A 15,807-nucleotide genomic window follows, 5' to 3' on the forward strand; every position below is an offset into this window, starting at 1 on the left:
TTACTCTCCCTTAATGGCTTTGTGCAGGCCATTGATCTTCATATTCATAAAGGTCAGGCTGGTCTGAAAATCCATGCTGTTGGCAGCAAAGTTCGCCTGTTCTATGTTCAGCTCGGCTGTGTTGCCATCGGCGGATGGCTGGTACGGTGTGCGGTACAATAAGCGATGGCCCTGCTCTGCCGCCGCATAGGGCCGTGCCTTACCCTGTTCGATGCCGTAGGCGACATCCTGCATCACTTGCTTGTAGTCGATATCGCGTGCCTTAAAACCGGGCGTATCGACATTGGCCAGATTGCCTGCAATAATTTCTGCTCTGTCCAGCCGCAGCTGCAATGAAAACGGGTGTACACCGAGTGCTTTATCAAACATATTCTGTAGAACCTCTTCACACAGGTTGTCACATGCTGAAGCTCTATGTACAAGCTCCATGCCAAATTTAAAAAGCGATATTTATCAATGAACTACTATAGATTTAGCACCATTCAACCCCAGAAAGCGGAAGCTGTACTTCCGCTGCGGAAGCGACGTATTTTGCCGGCGCTGCAATGGGTTGCGCTGTGGTGCTTACTCTGGCTTGCTTTACTACCGGTTGCGACTGCTGCCACCATAGAAATGCAGCTGCAGCAGCATGTGGAACAGGAATTAACCCAATTTTTGCAGCAGTTGGGTAGGCCCGCTCAGCAACAAGACATTCAACTGACCGTACCTGCAGCGGTTGCCAACAGTCAGTGCGATAACTTACAGATTTCCAGGCGGCAGCAACAAGAGCCGCCACTTGGCAGGGTGAGCTACACCTTAAGCTGCAGCAGCCCGCAGCGCTGGCAAAGCCGTGCCACCGCCAGGGTAGAACTGTGGCTGGAGCTGGTTGTCGCCGGTCGTACTCTGGAGCGCGATGAAGTATTAACGCAGGACATGCTAAGCCTGCAAAGCCTGCCGATTAGCAGTATCCGTCGGGGGCTGGAGTTTGACAGCGACGCGCTGTTGGGTATGACCGTGCGACGACGCATTAACCTCGGCAGCCCAGTAAGCCGCCATTTGCTGCATGCCAACTGGCTGGTGCAAAAAGGGGCTCAGGTCACCGTGCAGTTCAGTGGCGAAGGCTTTGCTGTCAGCACCAAAGCCCTGGCCCTGAGCAATGGCCAGTTAGGCGAAAGGATCAGCGTGCAAAACCTCAGCTCCGGCCAGATCATTGATGCCATAGTGGTCGGTGCTGATTTAGTAGAAACCGGCCATAAATAAATTTAAGTTGCAGCACCTTTTGGTCGCTTTAACTAGACAGAGCCAGATTGTGGAAGAAAAACCATGCATATAGATCCAAAAAATACCCTGCAGGTAAACCCGGTAAACCGGCTACAGAATGAGCAGCAGCCTGCTGCCCGTAAGGAGACGGCCGTCACACCGGGCCAGGGCGAAGCGCCTCAAAGCCAGGTCAGTGCCTTTAGCCGGGCACTGGAGCAAAGCTATCAGGCGCTGTCGGAGCATGACAGCATTGATATGGCCAAAGTGCAGCAGGTAAAGCTGGCGATTGCCAATGGCGAGCTGAAGCTGGATGAAGACACCATTATCAATGCCATGCTGGATATGCATAAACGATGAGCGCTCAGCTGCTAAAACAGTTTATCAGTAAGCTGCAACAAGATGTGCAGCGGTTGGATCAGCTCAGCCATCTGCTGGAGCAGCAATATGAATTGATGAGCCAGCGCAGCTCCGGCCCGCTGGAGGAGCTGAATCAACAAGCACTGCAGTTAATGAGCGCTTTGCAGCACAACCAGGTGAGCCGGGACCAACTGTTACAACAATTTGGTCTTGAGCACAGCAGTGACGGCATGCACCACCTGGTCAGTCGACTGCCAATCCCGGTGCAACTAGGTACCAGGCTGTTGTTGCAGGAATTAACACTGAAAGCCCGGCTGTGCCACGCGCAAAATGAAAAAAATGGCATTTTATTGGCATCACAGCGTCAGTTATTAGCCAAACTGACTGGGATGCAAAACCGTACCAGCTATCCTGCGATGCCGTTGTAAGCACCCTGGCTGGAACTATTACAGGAAGTCCAGACTATGTTCTTAACCAAAACAGCTACAAACAACGCAACCTGCAAAGGCACAACCATTATTTCTGAAGGCTGTGAGCTGGAAGGTGACCTGGTGCTGGATTGTCCGATGCAAGTTTATGGTCAGTTGCAGGGGCATATCCGCTGCAGTCACTCGGTCACCATCAACCAGCCAGGCAAGGTGCTGGGTAAAATAGTAGCCGATCATATTATTGTGAAAGGAGAGGTCGAAGGCGAGTTTTATGCCGACCGGGTTGATGTGCTGCAATCCGGGCTGATCCGGGGAACTATCTACAGCGATAACCTGAGCATTGAGCAAGGCGGTCGCTTTATCGGTGAAGTGCACGCAGCCAGCAGCCAACAACAACAGCGACCACAAAGCAAGCCTGCGGCCATTGCCAGAACCCAGGATGCAGCTGGGTTAACTCTGCAGACTACGGCCCCCTCTGCCAGCTAATTCGCTGCCGCGCTCCCACACCTTCCCCCCAGAAACAACATGGCCCTGCGCAAAGCAATGATTGCTTAACAACAGGGCCATAAAAGCTGTGAGCTTAGGCACCACTGAAGTCACAGTGGTGCTTCACACACTAAAGCAAGCCGACGGATGCTCAGGAAGCAGTCCGAGATGCCCGCTTCCGCTCGTTCTCTGTCAGGTGACGCTTGCGAATACGGATAGACGCTGGGGTAACTTCCACCAGTTCGTCGTCGTCAATAAACTCCAGTGCCTGCTCCAGCGTGTAACGGATCGGTGGTACCAGGTTGATGGCTTCATCGGTACCGGATGCACGTACGTTGGTCAGCTGTTTACCTTTTAAGCAGTTCACGGTCAGGTCATTGCTGCGGCTATGAATACCAATCACCTGGCCTTCGTACACTTCTTCAGCATGGCCAATAAACATCCGACCGCGCTCTTGCAACGAGAAAATGGCATAACCAGCCGCTTTGCCCATCGCATTGGAAATCATCACACCATTGTTGCGCAGACCAATGGTACCGCCTTTGAACTCACCGTAGTGATCAAAGCTGTGGTACATCAGGCCAGTACCGGAAGTTAAGGTAATAAACTCGGTCCTAAAGCCAATCAAACCACGGCTGGGCACCACGAAATCCATCCGCACCCGGCCTTTGCCGTCCGGCTGCATGTTGGTCATCTCCGCCTTACGCTCACCCATTTTCTCCATCACGGCGCCCTGATGCGACTCTTCACAGTCGATGGTCAGTTGCTCGTAGGGCTCCATTTTAACGCCATCAACAGTTTTCATGATCACTTCCGGCCGGGATACTGCCAGCTCGAAACCTTCGCGACGCATGCTTTCAATCAAAACACCCAGATGCAATTCACCACGGCCGGAGACACGGAACTTATCGCCATCTTCGGTTTCCTGTACCCGCAGCGCTACGTTGTGTTTCAGTTCGTTTTGCAGACGCTCTAAGATCTGGCGCGAAGTCACAAACTTGCCCTCTTTGCCGGCAAATGGCGAGGTGTTAACCTGGAACGTCATGGTGACGGTTGGCTCATCCACCGACAAGGCAGGCAGAGCCTCCACCGCCGAAGGCGCACAAATGGTATCAGAAATTTTCAGTTCACCCAGACCGGTAAAGGCCACGATATCGCCCGCTGTTGCTTCAGTGGTATCGATGCGCTCCAGGCCAAGGTAACCAAAAACCTGGCCCACTTTGCCATTGCGTTTTTTGCCATCGGCACTGACGATGGTAACCTGCTGGTTCGGCCGCAAGGTACCACGTTTAATCCGGCCAATACCGATAATTCCCAGGTAGCTGGAGTAGTCCAGCTGGGAAACTTGCAACTGGGTGTCACCTTCCGGATCAACATCCGGCGGTGTGACATTATCAACAATGGCCTGGAACAGCTCGGTCATGTCGGTTTTCGGCTCGCTGTGATCCAGTGTGGCCCAGCCATTTAACGCCGAAGCGTACACAATTGGGAAGTCCAGCTGCTCATCGGTCGCACCCAGGTTATCAAACAGGTCGAACACCTGATCAATGACCCAATCCGGCCGGGCACCAGGACGGTCGATTTTGTTTACCACCACAATCGGCTTCAAGCCATGGGCAAAGGCTTTTTGGGTGACGAAACGGGTCTGTGGCATCGGGCCGTCAACCGCGTCAACCAGCAACAGCACCGAGTCGGCCATCGACAATACCCGCTCAACTTCACCACCAAAATCGGCGTGTCCCGGGGTATCCAGAATATTGATGTGGTAATCGTTCCAGCGCACCGAGGTGTTTTTCGCCAGAATGGTAATACCCCGCTCTTTTTCCTGATCGTTCGAGTCCATCACCCGCTCTTGCAATTTGGCACGCTCATCAAAGGTACCCGACTGCTGCAGCAGTTTATCGACTAACGTGGTTTTGCCGTGGTCAACGTGCGCAATGATGGCAACATTACGTAGTTTCTGAATATCGGTCGCGGTAACGCTCATGCTTTCTCTTTCCTCTGTGGCACCCTGTGACCGTCAACGTGACCACCTGGCAAACAACAAACTCTTTAAATAAGGGCGCATATTCTACTCTGTTTCGCGCAAAAGAAGAACAAAAGTCGGATTTTTTTCCCTCTGGCAGTCAAAGCCCCCTGCTGTCCCTTGGAATTGTGCTAGGCTGGTATGCACCAACATAGAGAATGACTGCATCAATTTGGTGCGCCAACGCAGTGCAAAGGCATTGTGCAAGTTTTATCTATTTGATTTTAATGGCATTGAATGAATGGCACATATCTGGCATCTATTCAGGCGATAAAAATTTTCCTATGGAACCAACTGGAGGAACCCATGGCTGCATCTGTAATGAAGATGATTGAAGAGAATGAAGTCAAATTTGTTGATCTGCGTTTTACCGATACCAAAGGCAAAGAGCAGCACGTGACCGTGCCTGTCAGCCAGATTTCGGAAGACTTCTTTGAAGACGGTAAAATGTTTGATGGCTCTTCCATCATGGGCTGGAAAGGTATTAATGATTCCGACATGATTCTGATGCCGGATCCAGAGACTGCCGTGATGGATCCTTTCTTTGAAGAAAGCACTCTGAATATTCGCTGCAATGTTATTGAGCCAGGTACCATGCAGGGCTACGATCGTGATCCGCGCTCTATTGCGCTGCGCGCCGAAGAGTACCTGAAATCTACCGGCATCGCCGATACGGTGCTGTTTGGACCGGAGCCAGAGTTCTTCATGTTCGACGACATCCGGTTTCATACCGATATGTCCGGCTCTTTCTTTAAAATCAACGATGGCGAAGCCGCCTGGAACTCCGGCGCTGAAATGAACGATGGCAACAAAGGCCACCGCCCACGCGTCAAAGGTGGTTACTTCCCACTGCCTCCGGTCGATTCGTCGCACGATATCCGTAGTGCCATGTGTACTGTACTGGAAGAAATGGGCCAGGTGGTGGAAGCCCACCACCATGAAGTCGCTACCGCCGGTCAAAACGAAATTGCCACCCGGTTCAATACCCTGACCAAGAAAGCCGACGAAGTACAAATTCTGAAGTACGTTATCCACAACGTAGCAGACATTTACGGCAAAACCGCTACCTTTATGCCAAAACCACTGTTTGGTGATAACGGCTCTGGTATGCACTGTCACCAGTCACTGGCCAAAGACGGTGTCAACCTGTTTGCCGGTGATAAATACGCCGGTCTGTCTGAAATCGCCCTTTACTACATCGGCGGTATCATCAAGCATGCCCGTGCCATCAATGCCTTTACCAACCCATCGACCAACTCGTACAAGCGTTTGGTGCCACACTACGAAGCACCGGTGATGTTGGCCTACTCGGCCCGCAACCGCTCTGCCTCCATCCGTATTCCGATGGTACCCAGCGCCAAAGCACGTCGTATTGAGTGCCGTTTCCCGGATCCGGCAGCCAACCCTTATCTGGCCTTTGTTGCTCAGTTAATGGCTGGTCTGGACGGTATCCAGAACAAGATCCACCCGGGCGATGCGATGGACAAAGACTTGTACGACTTGCCAGCAGAAGAAGCGGCCAACATTCCACAAGTTGCTACCTCGCTGGATCAGGCGCTGGATGCGCTGGATGCCGCCCGCGAAGTTTTCACCAAAGGTGGCGTGATGTCGAACGATATGATTGATGCCTACATCGCCATCAAGCGGGAAGAAGCCCGCCGGGTGAATATTGCCATTCATCCGCTGGAGTTCGAACTTTACTACAGCGTCTAAGCTTGATACCGTTTGTTAAGCCCACCGCTTGGTGGGCTTTTTTTGGCGTCTGCTTTGCTTGTACCAAGAGCCCAACAAATCTGGCTAAATGGTTCAAACAAGCGTACAGTTAACAATGGTGTATTGAGCATTGAACGAACAGGACTGATACAGTGATCACACGACTCCTTACCACTGTGGTTTTGCTTCTGCTGTGTTTGCCTGTCACGGTGCAGGCCAATAGTGGCAAAGTCTATGTATGGCGAGATGCCAACGGCGTGCTGGTATTTTCAGACAGTCCAAAACCAGGGGCTGAAGAAGTCAACCTGACCACCAAAATCAACCTGATGGAAACCGCACCATCCTTTCGGCCACCACCATCAGAAGCCTCCGTCTCCTTTACTGTTGAAATTACCAATCCAGAGCAAGAAGCCACCATTCGTGACAATACCGGTACCGTCCATGTTGCCGGGCGAGCACTGCCCCGTTACCCCCGGGGTTTTCAGATCAGTCTGCTACTGAATGGCGAGCCCTACCAAAGCCCGCAAACTGGTACCAACTTTGTACTGCGTGATCTGGAACGCGGTGAACATCACTTGCAAATGGAATTACTCGATCAAAACGGCAAGCTAATTGCAAAGAGTGAGGTCATCACCTTTTATTTGCACAGAGCAACGGTGATACCCCCTAGATAGCGCATTTGTGATGCATTTCTAAGCTTTGTGACTTACACTGGCATCGCAAATGCACCATTATGGTGCGAAGAGGATAAGCCGTGATCGAGTCAGAGCAACAGCCAACAAACACAACGGTTTTTCAAGCAGAACAACTAAGTGAACTGTTAAATACAGCCGTATTGGTGCTGGACCAGCAACTGCGTATCTGCTTTTTTAATGCCGCAACCTGCCAGGTATTGGCCATCAGCGAAAAACGCCTGAATGGTCAGCCATTCCCGGAGCTATTTCAGCACTGCGATCTGGGTAAAGAGCCCTTGCTCCGTGCATTGCAGCAACAGACCAGCTTCGCCATCAGTGATGTACAAACCATCCTGCACGATGGCCACCCCACGTTACTGGATCTGTATCTCAGCCCTTTTGAACATCAACAGCAATGGTATTTGTTGATGGAAGTGCGCCAAATTGAGCGCCAGCGTAAAATCAGCCAGGAAAATGTGCAGCAGCACCAACACCATGCAGCCCGGGAGTTGGTTCGTAACCTGGCGCACGAAATCAAGAACCCGCTCGGCGGCTTGCGTGGTGCCGCCCAGTTGCTGGAATCCTCTTTATCCGACGAGCAAAAAGAATACACCCAGCTGATCATTGCTCAGGCCGATCGGTTACGCAAACTGGTCGATCGACTCCTTGGTCCTTACCGGCCGCCGCAGCAGCAATTTGCCAACTTGCATCAGGTGATCGAGCGGGTCTGCCAACTGGCGCAACTGGATAACCCAGCGCAAATTCGTTTTCAGCGCGACTACGATCCAAGCATACCGGTCTTCCGCTTTGATCCGGAGCTTATCGAGCAAGCCTTGCTCAACATAGTCCGTAATGCCCAACAAGCGCTGGAGCAAGGCGGTCAAATCCTGCTGCAAAGCCGGATCCTGTACCAGCACACCCTGAATGGTCAGCGCCATAAATTAGTCGCTGCCATCAAGGTGATCGACAATGGCCCCGGCATTCCGGCCGACATTCGCGATACCCTATTTTATCCCATGGTCAGTGGCAAACCCGGTGGCAGTGGCCTTGGTCTCACCATAGCGCAAACTCTGTTGCACCAACATGGTGGCTGGATCGACTGCGACAGTTGGCCAGGCCATACCGAATTCACCTTGTATCTTCCCATCAGTGACACAGAGGAAAGCGTATGAATCAGGATGTATGGATCATTGATGACGACAACTCCATTCGTTGGATTTTGGAAAAAGCACTGCAACGTGCCGAGATCCCGTGCGAAAGCTTCGCCAGTGCCGATTTGATGCTACAGCGGTTGGAATATCACCAGCCAGCGGTGGTGGTTTCCGATATTCGCATGCCAGGTACGGATGGCATGGCATTGCTCGCACGCTTGCAGCAACTAGCACCAGAGTTGCCGGTCATTATCATGACCGCACACTCGGATCTGGACAGTGCCGTCAATGCTTTTAAGAGCGGTGCCTTTGAGTACCTGCCGAAGCCTTTTGATATGGACGAAGCTGTGGCTCTGATCAGCCGGGCTCTGGAGCACAGCAAAGCCAGCAGTAAAAAAAGTAAATCCACTCAACCACAGCTGTTACCAGAAATCATTGGTGAAGCTCCTGCTATGCAGGAAGTCTTCCGTGCCATTGGCCGGCTGAGCCGTTCCAGCATCAGCGTCCTGATCAACGGTCAATCCGGTACCGGCAAAGAGTTGGTTGCACAAGCGCTGCACAAACACAGCCCCCGCAGCGACCAGCCTTTTATTGCACTGAATATGGCAGCCATTCCAAAGGATCTGATCGAATCCGAGTTGTTCGGCCATGAGAAAGGCGCCTTTACCGGTGCCGCCAATGTGCGTAAAGGTCGCTTCGAACAAGCCGATGGTGGCACTTTATTTCTGGATGAAATTGGCGATATGCCACTGGATGTACAAACCAGGCTGCTGCGGGTACTGGCCGATGGCCAGTTTTACCGGGTTGGCGGTCATCAGGCGATTAGCGTCGATGTGCGTATTATTGCCGCTACCCACCAAAACTTAGAGTTACTGGTTGCCAAACACCAGTTCCGGGAAGATTTATTTCATCGCCTCAATGTGATCCGGGTGCATTTACCCAGATTGAAGGAACGACGCGAAGATATCCCGGCCCTGGCGCGGCACTTTTTGCAACAAGCCTCCCGGGAACTCAATGTCGAAGCCAAACAACTCAGCACAGAGGCGGAAAAGTTTTTGCAGCAACTGGACTGGCCAGGCAATGTGCGGCAACTGGAAAACACCTGCCGCTGGCTCACCGTGATGGCCAGCGGCAAACAAATCCTGATTTCGGATCTGCCTCCCGAGTTAAGTGGCCCACCACCGCAGGAAAACATGGCCAGCGCAACAGAGCCTGGTAACAGCAGCTGGCAGGACAGCTTTCGGCATTGGATGCAGCAGCAACTGAAACTCGGCCGGATGGATATCCTGAATGACGCCAGCCAGCAACTGGAAAGCATCGCTTTGCAACAGGCACTGCAGCATACCCACGGCCATAAACAAGAAGCGGCCCGCTTTTTAGGCTGGGGCCGCAATACACTGACACGTAAGTTAAAAGAGTTGGATCTTAGTAAGCATCAGGCCTGATGGTTAACATGACGACCACCACGTTGTCTTGGCTTAGCTTCTGAGCGTTGCTGTTGCAACTGCTCACGCTGTTCATTGGTCAGCAACTGCCAGACCTGATGACGAAACTCGAGCTTTGCTAACTGACGCTCCAATTGCTGTTGCTGGCGTTGCTCCAGCAGCAAACGTGCAGCCGTGGCATCAAAATTGTCGGCTTGTACCAGTTGCTGCAATTGCTGATGCTGCTCACGCTGTCCGGCTCTGTCACCAGCCTGCTGCCGATGCTCGCGTCTTAATGCTTGCAACTGCTGTTTCTGCTCATCGGTCAGGTTCAGTTGCTGCCAACCGTAGCGTCCGGCTCTATCCGCTTTTGGGCTATGCTTGCCAGTACCTTGCTGCCAGCGCCGGGTACTGCGCGGCTCGAATGTTGCGGTGCCTGATTCGGCACTGACTTCATGGCTACCAGCCAACACTGGTGCTGCGGTACACAACAAAGAACCGGCTACTACTAGGGTCATCAAATACGTTGCTTTCATGGTCTGTCTCCTTTTGCTTGACGATTTCAGATTAGCAGGTTGAATGCAAAGCAGTGCAAAGGCAGTGTAAAGGTTCCGTAAAGCCCTGTTCGCCAGAGAACGATAACGTTAGACTAACCAAAAAGTCGATAACCCGAGGCTGCCATGAACCGTATACTGATGATCGATGATGATGTCACCCTGACCGGGCTGGTCAAAGACTACCTGCAGTTGGATGGCTTCGATTTCTCTGCTTGCCACGATGGCCCGACTGGCTTGGCGCTGGCCCGGGAAGAGCAACACGATTTACTGCTGCTGGATGTGATGCTACCGGGTATGGATGGCTTAACCTTGCTGCAGGAACTGCGCAAAACCAGCAGTTGCCCGGTGTTGATGCTGACAGCCCGTGGCGACGAAGTGGATCGTATTGTTGGGTTGGAGCTGGGGGCCGATGATTATCTGGCCAAGCCCTTTAACCCGCGTGAATTGGTCGCACGTATTAAGGCCATCTTCCGTCGCATCGAATTGGTGCAGCACAACAAGCAACAGCAAACCGCCGTGCTTGAACTGCACGATCTGCGGCTGGATACAAGCAGCCATCAACTAATGGCGCAACAACAGCAGGTACCACTGACAGCGACCGAGTTCCAGCTATTGGATTATCTGATGCGCCGGGCCGGCCAGGTGATCAGCAAAGAAGAGTTAAGTAAACAGGTGCTTGGCCGCACTCTGCAATTGCATGATCGCAGCCTGGATATGCATCTGAGCAATATTCGCCGTAAGCTGGCGCAATACAGTGAACAAGAGTACATTCAGACCCTGCGCGGCAGTGGCTTTCGCTTTATCCCGGAGCCAGCAGCATGCTAAAAAATCCCATGCATTATTTGGCCAGCCGGATTTTTCTCTGGTTCTGGCTGGTGATTCTGGCCACAGTGGCAGGTACTTTGCTGATTGGCCGCGGCTTACCAGAACATACCGAGATCAGACGTTTACCGCCGCCACTGCAACATCAGTTGCATAATGCTGCGCGCTCATACAGCGACGCAAGCTCGCTGGAAGATCTATTGCAGCGGCTGGAACGAGGACGTCAAGGCCGCTGGTTGCTGGTCGATCCACAACAGCAGCAAATCCTGAATCCCGATGGCTTGCCAAGGCAATTTGATCACAACTGGCTGACCGAGCTATCCAACCTGGAACAACCACGATTGCTCCGTCACTCCAACCTGTATTTAGCCGGCCCTGTCACGGTAGAAATAGAGGGAAAAACCCTGGCACTTTATCAACAGCGACAACGACCAAAGCAACCCTGGTGGCAACTCAGTGCTCTGCCGCAATCGCTGTTATTGGTCAGTTTGTTTCTGGTGTCTGCAGTAGCCAGTTTATTTCTGGCCGTATCCATTACGCGGCCTCTGCGGGAGCTGTTGCATAGTTACCAGAGCTTTGCTGGCGGCGACCTGACTCAGCGCAGCAACAAACTGGCCAGGCGTACCGATGAGCTGGGCGCTTTGGGTCGGGGCTTTAATGCGATGGCCGATCGGATCAGCGGCTTGCTGCAGGCCCAGCAACGCTTACTGCGGGATGTCTCCCATGAGTTACGTTCACCACTAACCCGGGCGCAACTGGCACTGGCTTTGGAAGAGCGCCAGCAACTTGGCGAGCAGCTCCCTCGTCTGCAGCAGGAGTTAGAGCAAGTGGATGCGCTGCTGGATGAATTGCTTACCTACAGCAGGCTGCACAGTGGTCATTATCCGTTTGAACCTGAACGGCTGGATGCTGCTGACATCGTACGTCAACTGATAGCGAGCAGTCAGTTAGAAGCCCAAAATAAACAGCAGACCATCCTGTTGGATAGTCCGGCCACAGTAGAGTTGCTGGCTGATAAACGTCTGCTCTGCCGGGCGCTGGAGAATATTTTGCGCAATGCCATCAAATACAGCCCGCCGGCCAGCACCATTCACTGCCAGTTGGCGACAACAACAACACAGGTGTTGGTGCGTATCTGTGATCAGGGTCCGGGTGTGCCAGAGCCACAACTGGCCGCTATTTTTACACCTTTTTACCGGGTGAGTGACAGCCGTAATAGCCAGACCGGCGGCTTTGGGTTAGGGCTGGCCATTGCAGCAGAGTCCATTCGCCATCATGGCGGGCAATTGGCAGCTACCCCGAACCAGCCACAAGGTCTTTGCCTGCAGCTAACCTTACCACGACACCCGACTGGTACTAAGGAAACTGGTTATGACAGCCTCTGACAACACCGCAACAGACAACCTGGTACAACAAAACTGGCAACGGCTGTGGCAGCCTTTATGGCAACAGATGCATCATGGCAACTTAGCCAATCAGCGTGGGCTGCAATTGCACTACAGCCATTACCGGCAGCCCGGTGTCAGTACTGCCGTTGTGATAAGCTCAGGCCGTATTGAAATGGCGGTTAAGTACAGTGAAGTGATCTTTGAGCTGGTGCAGGCTGGCTACAGTGTCTATATTCTGGACCATCAGGGGCAAGGCAGCTCACAGCGTGAGTTGAGTAACCCGCATAAAGGTCACATCAGCAATTTTGATCACTACAGCGATGACTGGCAACGCTTTATGCAACACGTCGTTCTTCCCGGCCAACACCAAGGCTACCTGGCTTTGTGCCACTCTATGGGCTCGGCCATTTTTGGCAATTATCTGCTCCGGACTCCGGATCACCCGTTCTCTGCGGCCGTACTTTGCTCACCGATGCTGGGCATTTATTCCGGACCGGTGCCTTTTGCTGCCGCTATGCCACTGGTTCGGGCACTGCGCTGGTTAAACTTGCAATTGGCAACGCAAAGCTGGTACCTGCCAGGTCAGGGCAACTACCGGCCTGAGCCGTTTCATAGGAACCGCCTGACCAGTTGCCCGGCTCACTATCAGTGGCTGCTGTCTTTGTATCAGGCTGAACCGGCCTTGCAGCTGGGAGGTGTTACCCTGGACTGGTTGCTGGCAGCTCATCAAGTGATGCAACGACTAGCCAGCAGCGGCCATAGTATAGAACTGCCATTGCTGGTTCTGCAGGCAGGTGCCGATCGGGTCGTGGATAATAAAGCGCAACAACGCTTTGTCGCCCAGCGCCCGGAGCTACGCGAATTACGTACTCTGGCTGGCGCTAAACATGAGTTATTATTGGAAAATACCCCTATCCGTCAGCAAGTCATGCACTGGATACTGGCATTTTTTGCGCGCTATACCGCAACCGATAAGGTCTCTGGCGGCTAAAGACCACCGGCAAAGTCATGCTGGCGCCAGGCCTCGTAACTGATAATGGCAACCGCATTGGCCAGGTTCAGGCTGCGGCTGCTTTGCTGCATCGGGATACGGATCCGCTGCTCTGGTGGAAAAGCATCTCGGATAGCATCCGGCAAACCCGAGGTTTCCGAGCCAAACAACAACGCATCATCGTGTTGATACTGCACTTTGTGGTAGCTCTGACTACCTTTGGTGGTGCAGGCCAGAATACGACGAGACCCAATGGCGGCTTCAAACGCAGCATAATCTGGATGGCGATGCACCCTGGTTAAGTCATGGTAATCCAAACCGGCACGGCGTAACTTTTTTTCCTCCAGCTCAAAACCCAGCGGCTCTATCAAATGCAACTGAGCACCAAGGTTGGCACATAAGCGAATGATATTTCCGGTATTTGGTGCAATTTGTGGCTCAAAGAGGGCGATTATCACAGGGGAACCTCATAACAATAGTTTGGCTGCGCAGAAAACGAATGAAATATAGCAGAAAGACAGCCCTAACTCACTCGCCATGCACCGCTTATGTAAAGCCTTCCGACACTTAATGTCACATTAGCTTGCACTTAAACAAATTGTTCGACAAAGTGCTGTAGAAATGGGATTAACAGTTGCTTTTCCGTACAAGCGGGCGCTATAGTTAAATTCGGTTTTTTTGTATACACAGGGATGTTGTGATCATGGCACTGTTCTGCCGCCTACTTTGTTTTGGCTCCCTGCTGGCTGCGAGCTGGCCGGCGGCGGCGTATCAGTTTCCTTATGTCTCTTTACCAGGCTCCCTGGCGCTGCTTTTTCTTAGCATCCTGTGCCTGATTTTAGGGTGGAAACTACGCAGTTCAATGCAAAAATCCCAGCAACTTGATAACTTCATGCAACACCATCAGGATGCTGTCTGCCTGCTTAATGCCGAGCTGCACATGCTGCAAGTGAATCCCGCCTTTACTGCCATTACCGGCTTGACTGATGCTCAGGCAATAGGTCAGCCCCTTAAACTGTTTAACAGCAAAGGCGAACCAGAGAATATCGCACGTGCGATTCAAAAAGCTTTACTAAAACATCAGCACTGGCGTGGCGAGATCTGGAGCAGAAAAGCCAATCAGCAAGTCTTTGCTTTGGATTTGGCTATCAGTTGTATTCGTGTGGCGACCAAATCGCAAGCGGCATTGTATATGGCAACCTTCTGCGACATCAGTGCCCGGAAAATGAGCGAGCTGGAGTTGCGACGGGTGAATACCAAGGATCCGGGAACCCGGCTGCCCAATCGAGCCGTATTTTTAGACTACCTGGAGCGGGAAATACAAACCGTTTCGGAGCAACACCCAAGATTCGCGGTTATGATTTTGCGTATTGAGGCCTTATCCTCCCATGAGCTGCAGCACCAGATACCACTGGCCGAATTAGCTGCAACGATCCGTGCTGAAGTACCCCATGGGGCCATACTGGCCCGCCTTAGTAGCAATGAGTTTGCTGTGTTGCTGCCGGCACATTTAGTCAGTCAGCGTATTGATTTGCAAAGTTACCGGCTGGCCCAGCGGCTATTGTCCGCGCTGGCGGCATCGTCACAGATGGCACTGAATCCATGCCTGGGAATTGCATTGTATCCCGAAGATGGTCACAGCTATGATCAATTACTGCGCAGTGCTGATCATGCCTTGCAGCGTAGTCAGGTTACCGATGCCCAACCCGTGCAGTTCTTTCATCAGGCGGCTCTGCCCCGCACCAGTGAGTCTTTTGCCCTGGAGCAAGAGCTGCAACAGGCTTTGCAACAGCATCAACTACGCCTTAGCTACCAGCCAAAGCTCTGCGTTAGCAGCAACCGAGTTACCGGGCTTGAGGCACTGGTTCGCTGGCAACACCCCAAACGCGGCTTATTATTACCCCAACAATTTATCCCCATTGCCTCTGAAAGCCAGTGCATGGTGCAGTTGGATCAGATGGTGCTGCAACAAGCTTGCCAGCAGTTGGCTCAATGGCAAAGCACAGGACTAATGCGCGGCCGGCTGGCATTGAATATAGCCAATCAGACTTTTTTCCAGCCAAGCTTTTTAGCGCAATACTTGCAACGGATACAGCAGCATAATCTTTCACCAGAACAGTTCGAATTGGAACTGGATCAAAGCATCCTGACCGAGCAACCAGAACTCAGCAAGCAGATTTTAGCCAACGCCAAAGCAGCCGGTTTTTTTCTGGTGCTGGACCGCTTTGGTAGCGGTTTATCAGCCTTACAGCATCTAAGGGATTACCCTTTTGATCAGATCAAGATTGATGGCCGCCTGATACAAAAGCTGGAGCAATCGGAGCAAGATCGTAACATCACAGCAAGTCTGATCCGCATGGCTGGCTATTTGCAGTTGTCCGTTGTTGCCTGTCAGGTTGAAAATGAGATGCAGGCCTATTTGCTGCATGTGATGGGCTGTGAAACCATCCAGGGCCACGTGTTCAGTAAGGCTGTTTTGCCTTCCGAGCTGGCAGCAGTACTCACCCGGGAATCCAGAGCCATCCAGCAAAAATCGGGCTGACAGTGAATA

Annotated in this window: 16 protein-coding genes; 12 read left to right on the plus strand and 4 right to left on the minus strand. The window is 52.4% G+C overall.

Features of this window, described 5'->3' with window-relative positions; translation table 11 throughout:
- Positions 1-369, minus strand: coding sequence for a flagellar basal body rod protein FlgB (flgB, locus tag ABC502_RS17400; RefSeq protein ID WP_330087367.1), 369 nt, complete (start codon positions 367-369; stop codon positions 1-3).
- 87 nt (positions 370-456) lie between these two features.
- Here flgB and flgA point away from each other — a divergent pair, with 87 nt between their 5' ends.
- The 4 genes from flgA (at position 457) to ABC502_RS17420 (ending at position 2,510) form a co-directional block, all read left to right on the plus strand.
- Positions 457-1,239, plus strand: coding sequence for a flagellar basal body P-ring formation chaperone FlgA (gene flgA / locus ABC502_RS17405; RefSeq protein WP_345916796.1), 783 nt, complete (start codon positions 457-459; stop codon positions 1,237-1,239).
- Between the two features lie 63 nt (positions 1,240-1,302).
- A complete protein-coding gene (gene flgM / locus ABC502_RS17410) occupies positions 1,303-1,596 on the plus strand; it encodes a flagellar biosynthesis anti-sigma factor FlgM (protein ID WP_330087365.1) in 294 nt (97 codons plus the stop codon).
- On the plus strand, positions 1,593-2,024 hold the full coding sequence (gene flgN / locus ABC502_RS17415; protein WP_345916797.1) for a flagellar export chaperone FlgN: 432 nt from the start codon (positions 1,593-1,595) through the stop codon (positions 2,022-2,024). Before flgM ends, flgN begins: the two co-directional genes overlap by 4 nt.
- A 36-nt stretch (positions 2,025-2,060) precedes the next feature.
- Positions 2,061-2,510: a polymer-forming cytoskeletal protein gene (locus ABC502_RS17420; protein ID WP_330087363.1), complete on the plus strand. Its 450-nt coding sequence runs from the start codon at positions 2,061-2,063 to the stop codon at positions 2,508-2,510.
- 151 nt (positions 2,511-2,661) lie between these two features.
- On the opposite strand, the gene typA is transcribed toward ABC502_RS17420, so the two are convergent.
- The gene (typA, locus tag ABC502_RS17425) at positions 2,662-4,497 is read right to left on the minus strand and encodes a translational GTPase TypA (protein WP_345916798.1); all 1,836 of its coding nucleotides are present in this window, start codon (positions 4,495-4,497) and stop codon (positions 2,662-2,664) included.
- 345 nt (positions 4,498-4,842) lie between these two features.
- Between typA and glnA the strand changes: the two genes are divergently transcribed.
- The 4 genes from glnA to glnG all read left to right on the plus strand — a co-directional run bounded on the left by glnA (position 4,843) and on the right by glnG (position 9,519).
- Positions 4,843-6,249 (plus strand): glutamate--ammonia ligase, encoded by a 1,407-nt coding sequence (gene glnA, locus ABC502_RS17430; RefSeq protein ID WP_345916799.1) that lies wholly within the window; start codon positions 4,843-4,845, stop codon positions 6,247-6,249.
- A 152-nt stretch (positions 6,250-6,401) separates the two neighbouring features.
- Positions 6,402-6,923, plus strand: coding sequence for a DUF4124 domain-containing protein (locus ABC502_RS17435; RefSeq protein WP_330087360.1), 522 nt, complete (start codon positions 6,402-6,404; stop codon positions 6,921-6,923).
- An 83-nt stretch (positions 6,924-7,006) separates the two neighbouring features.
- Positions 7,007-8,095, plus strand: a complete 1,089-nt coding sequence (gene glnL, locus ABC502_RS17440) for a nitrogen regulation protein NR(II) (protein WP_330087564.1) — start codon at positions 7,007-7,009, stop codon at positions 8,093-8,095.
- Positions 8,092-9,519 carry a nitrogen regulation protein NR(I) gene (glnG, locus tag ABC502_RS17445; RefSeq protein WP_330087359.1) on the plus strand — a complete coding sequence of 476 codons (1,428 nt, stop codon included), beginning with the start codon at positions 8,092-8,094 and terminating at the stop codon, positions 9,517-9,519. The genes glnL and glnG overlap by 4 nt, the downstream gene beginning before the upstream one ends.
- Here glnG and ABC502_RS17450 read toward each other — a convergent pair.
- Positions 9,510-10,034 (minus strand): Spy/CpxP family protein refolding chaperone, encoded by a 525-nt coding sequence (locus ABC502_RS17450; RefSeq protein ID WP_345916800.1) that lies wholly within the window; start codon positions 10,032-10,034, stop codon positions 9,510-9,512. The two genes, glnG and ABC502_RS17450, sit on opposite strands and share 10 nt — an antisense overlap.
- A gap of 144 nt (positions 10,035-10,178) precedes the next feature.
- Here ABC502_RS17450 and ABC502_RS17455 point away from each other — a divergent pair, with 144 nt between their 5' ends.
- Genes ABC502_RS17455 through ABC502_RS17465 form a run of 3 tightly spaced genes read left to right on the plus strand, consistent with a single transcriptional unit; the run spans position 10,179 to position 13,256 of the window.
- On the plus strand, positions 10,179-10,880 hold the full coding sequence (locus ABC502_RS17455) for a response regulator transcription factor (RefSeq protein ID WP_330087357.1): 702 nt from the start codon (positions 10,179-10,181) through the stop codon (positions 10,878-10,880).
- On the plus strand, positions 10,874-12,262 hold the full coding sequence (locus ABC502_RS17460) for an ATP-binding protein (RefSeq protein ID WP_345916801.1): 1,389 nt from the start codon (positions 10,874-10,876) through the stop codon (positions 12,260-12,262). The genes ABC502_RS17455 and ABC502_RS17460 overlap by 7 nt, the downstream gene beginning before the upstream one ends.
- A complete protein-coding gene (locus ABC502_RS17465) occupies positions 12,249-13,256 on the plus strand; it encodes an alpha/beta fold hydrolase (RefSeq protein WP_345916802.1) in 1,008 nt (335 codons plus the stop codon). The genes ABC502_RS17460 and ABC502_RS17465 overlap by 14 nt, the downstream gene beginning before the upstream one ends.
- Here the strand turns inward: ABC502_RS17465 and ABC502_RS17470 are convergent.
- Positions 13,253-13,714 carry a tRNA (cytidine(34)-2'-O)-methyltransferase gene (locus ABC502_RS17470; RefSeq protein ID WP_330087354.1) on the minus strand — a complete coding sequence of 154 codons (462 nt, stop codon included), beginning with the start codon at positions 13,712-13,714 and terminating at the stop codon, positions 13,253-13,255. The two genes, ABC502_RS17465 and ABC502_RS17470, sit on opposite strands and share 4 nt — an antisense overlap.
- A 245-nt stretch (positions 13,715-13,959) precedes the next feature.
- On the opposite strand from ABC502_RS17470, the gene ABC502_RS17475 reads away from it, so the two are divergent.
- The gene (locus ABC502_RS17475) at positions 13,960-15,798 is read left to right on the plus strand and encodes an EAL domain-containing protein (RefSeq protein ID WP_345916803.1); all 1,839 of its coding nucleotides are present in this window, start codon (positions 13,960-13,962) and stop codon (positions 15,796-15,798) included.
- The last annotated feature ends 9 nt before the right edge of the window (positions 15,799-15,807 follow it).

The organism is Alkalimonas sp. NCh-2, assembly GCF_039631345.1.
In the GTDB taxonomy this organism is placed as follows: domain Bacteria; phylum Pseudomonadota; class Gammaproteobacteria; order Enterobacterales; family Alteromonadaceae; genus Alkalimonas; species Alkalimonas mucilaginosa.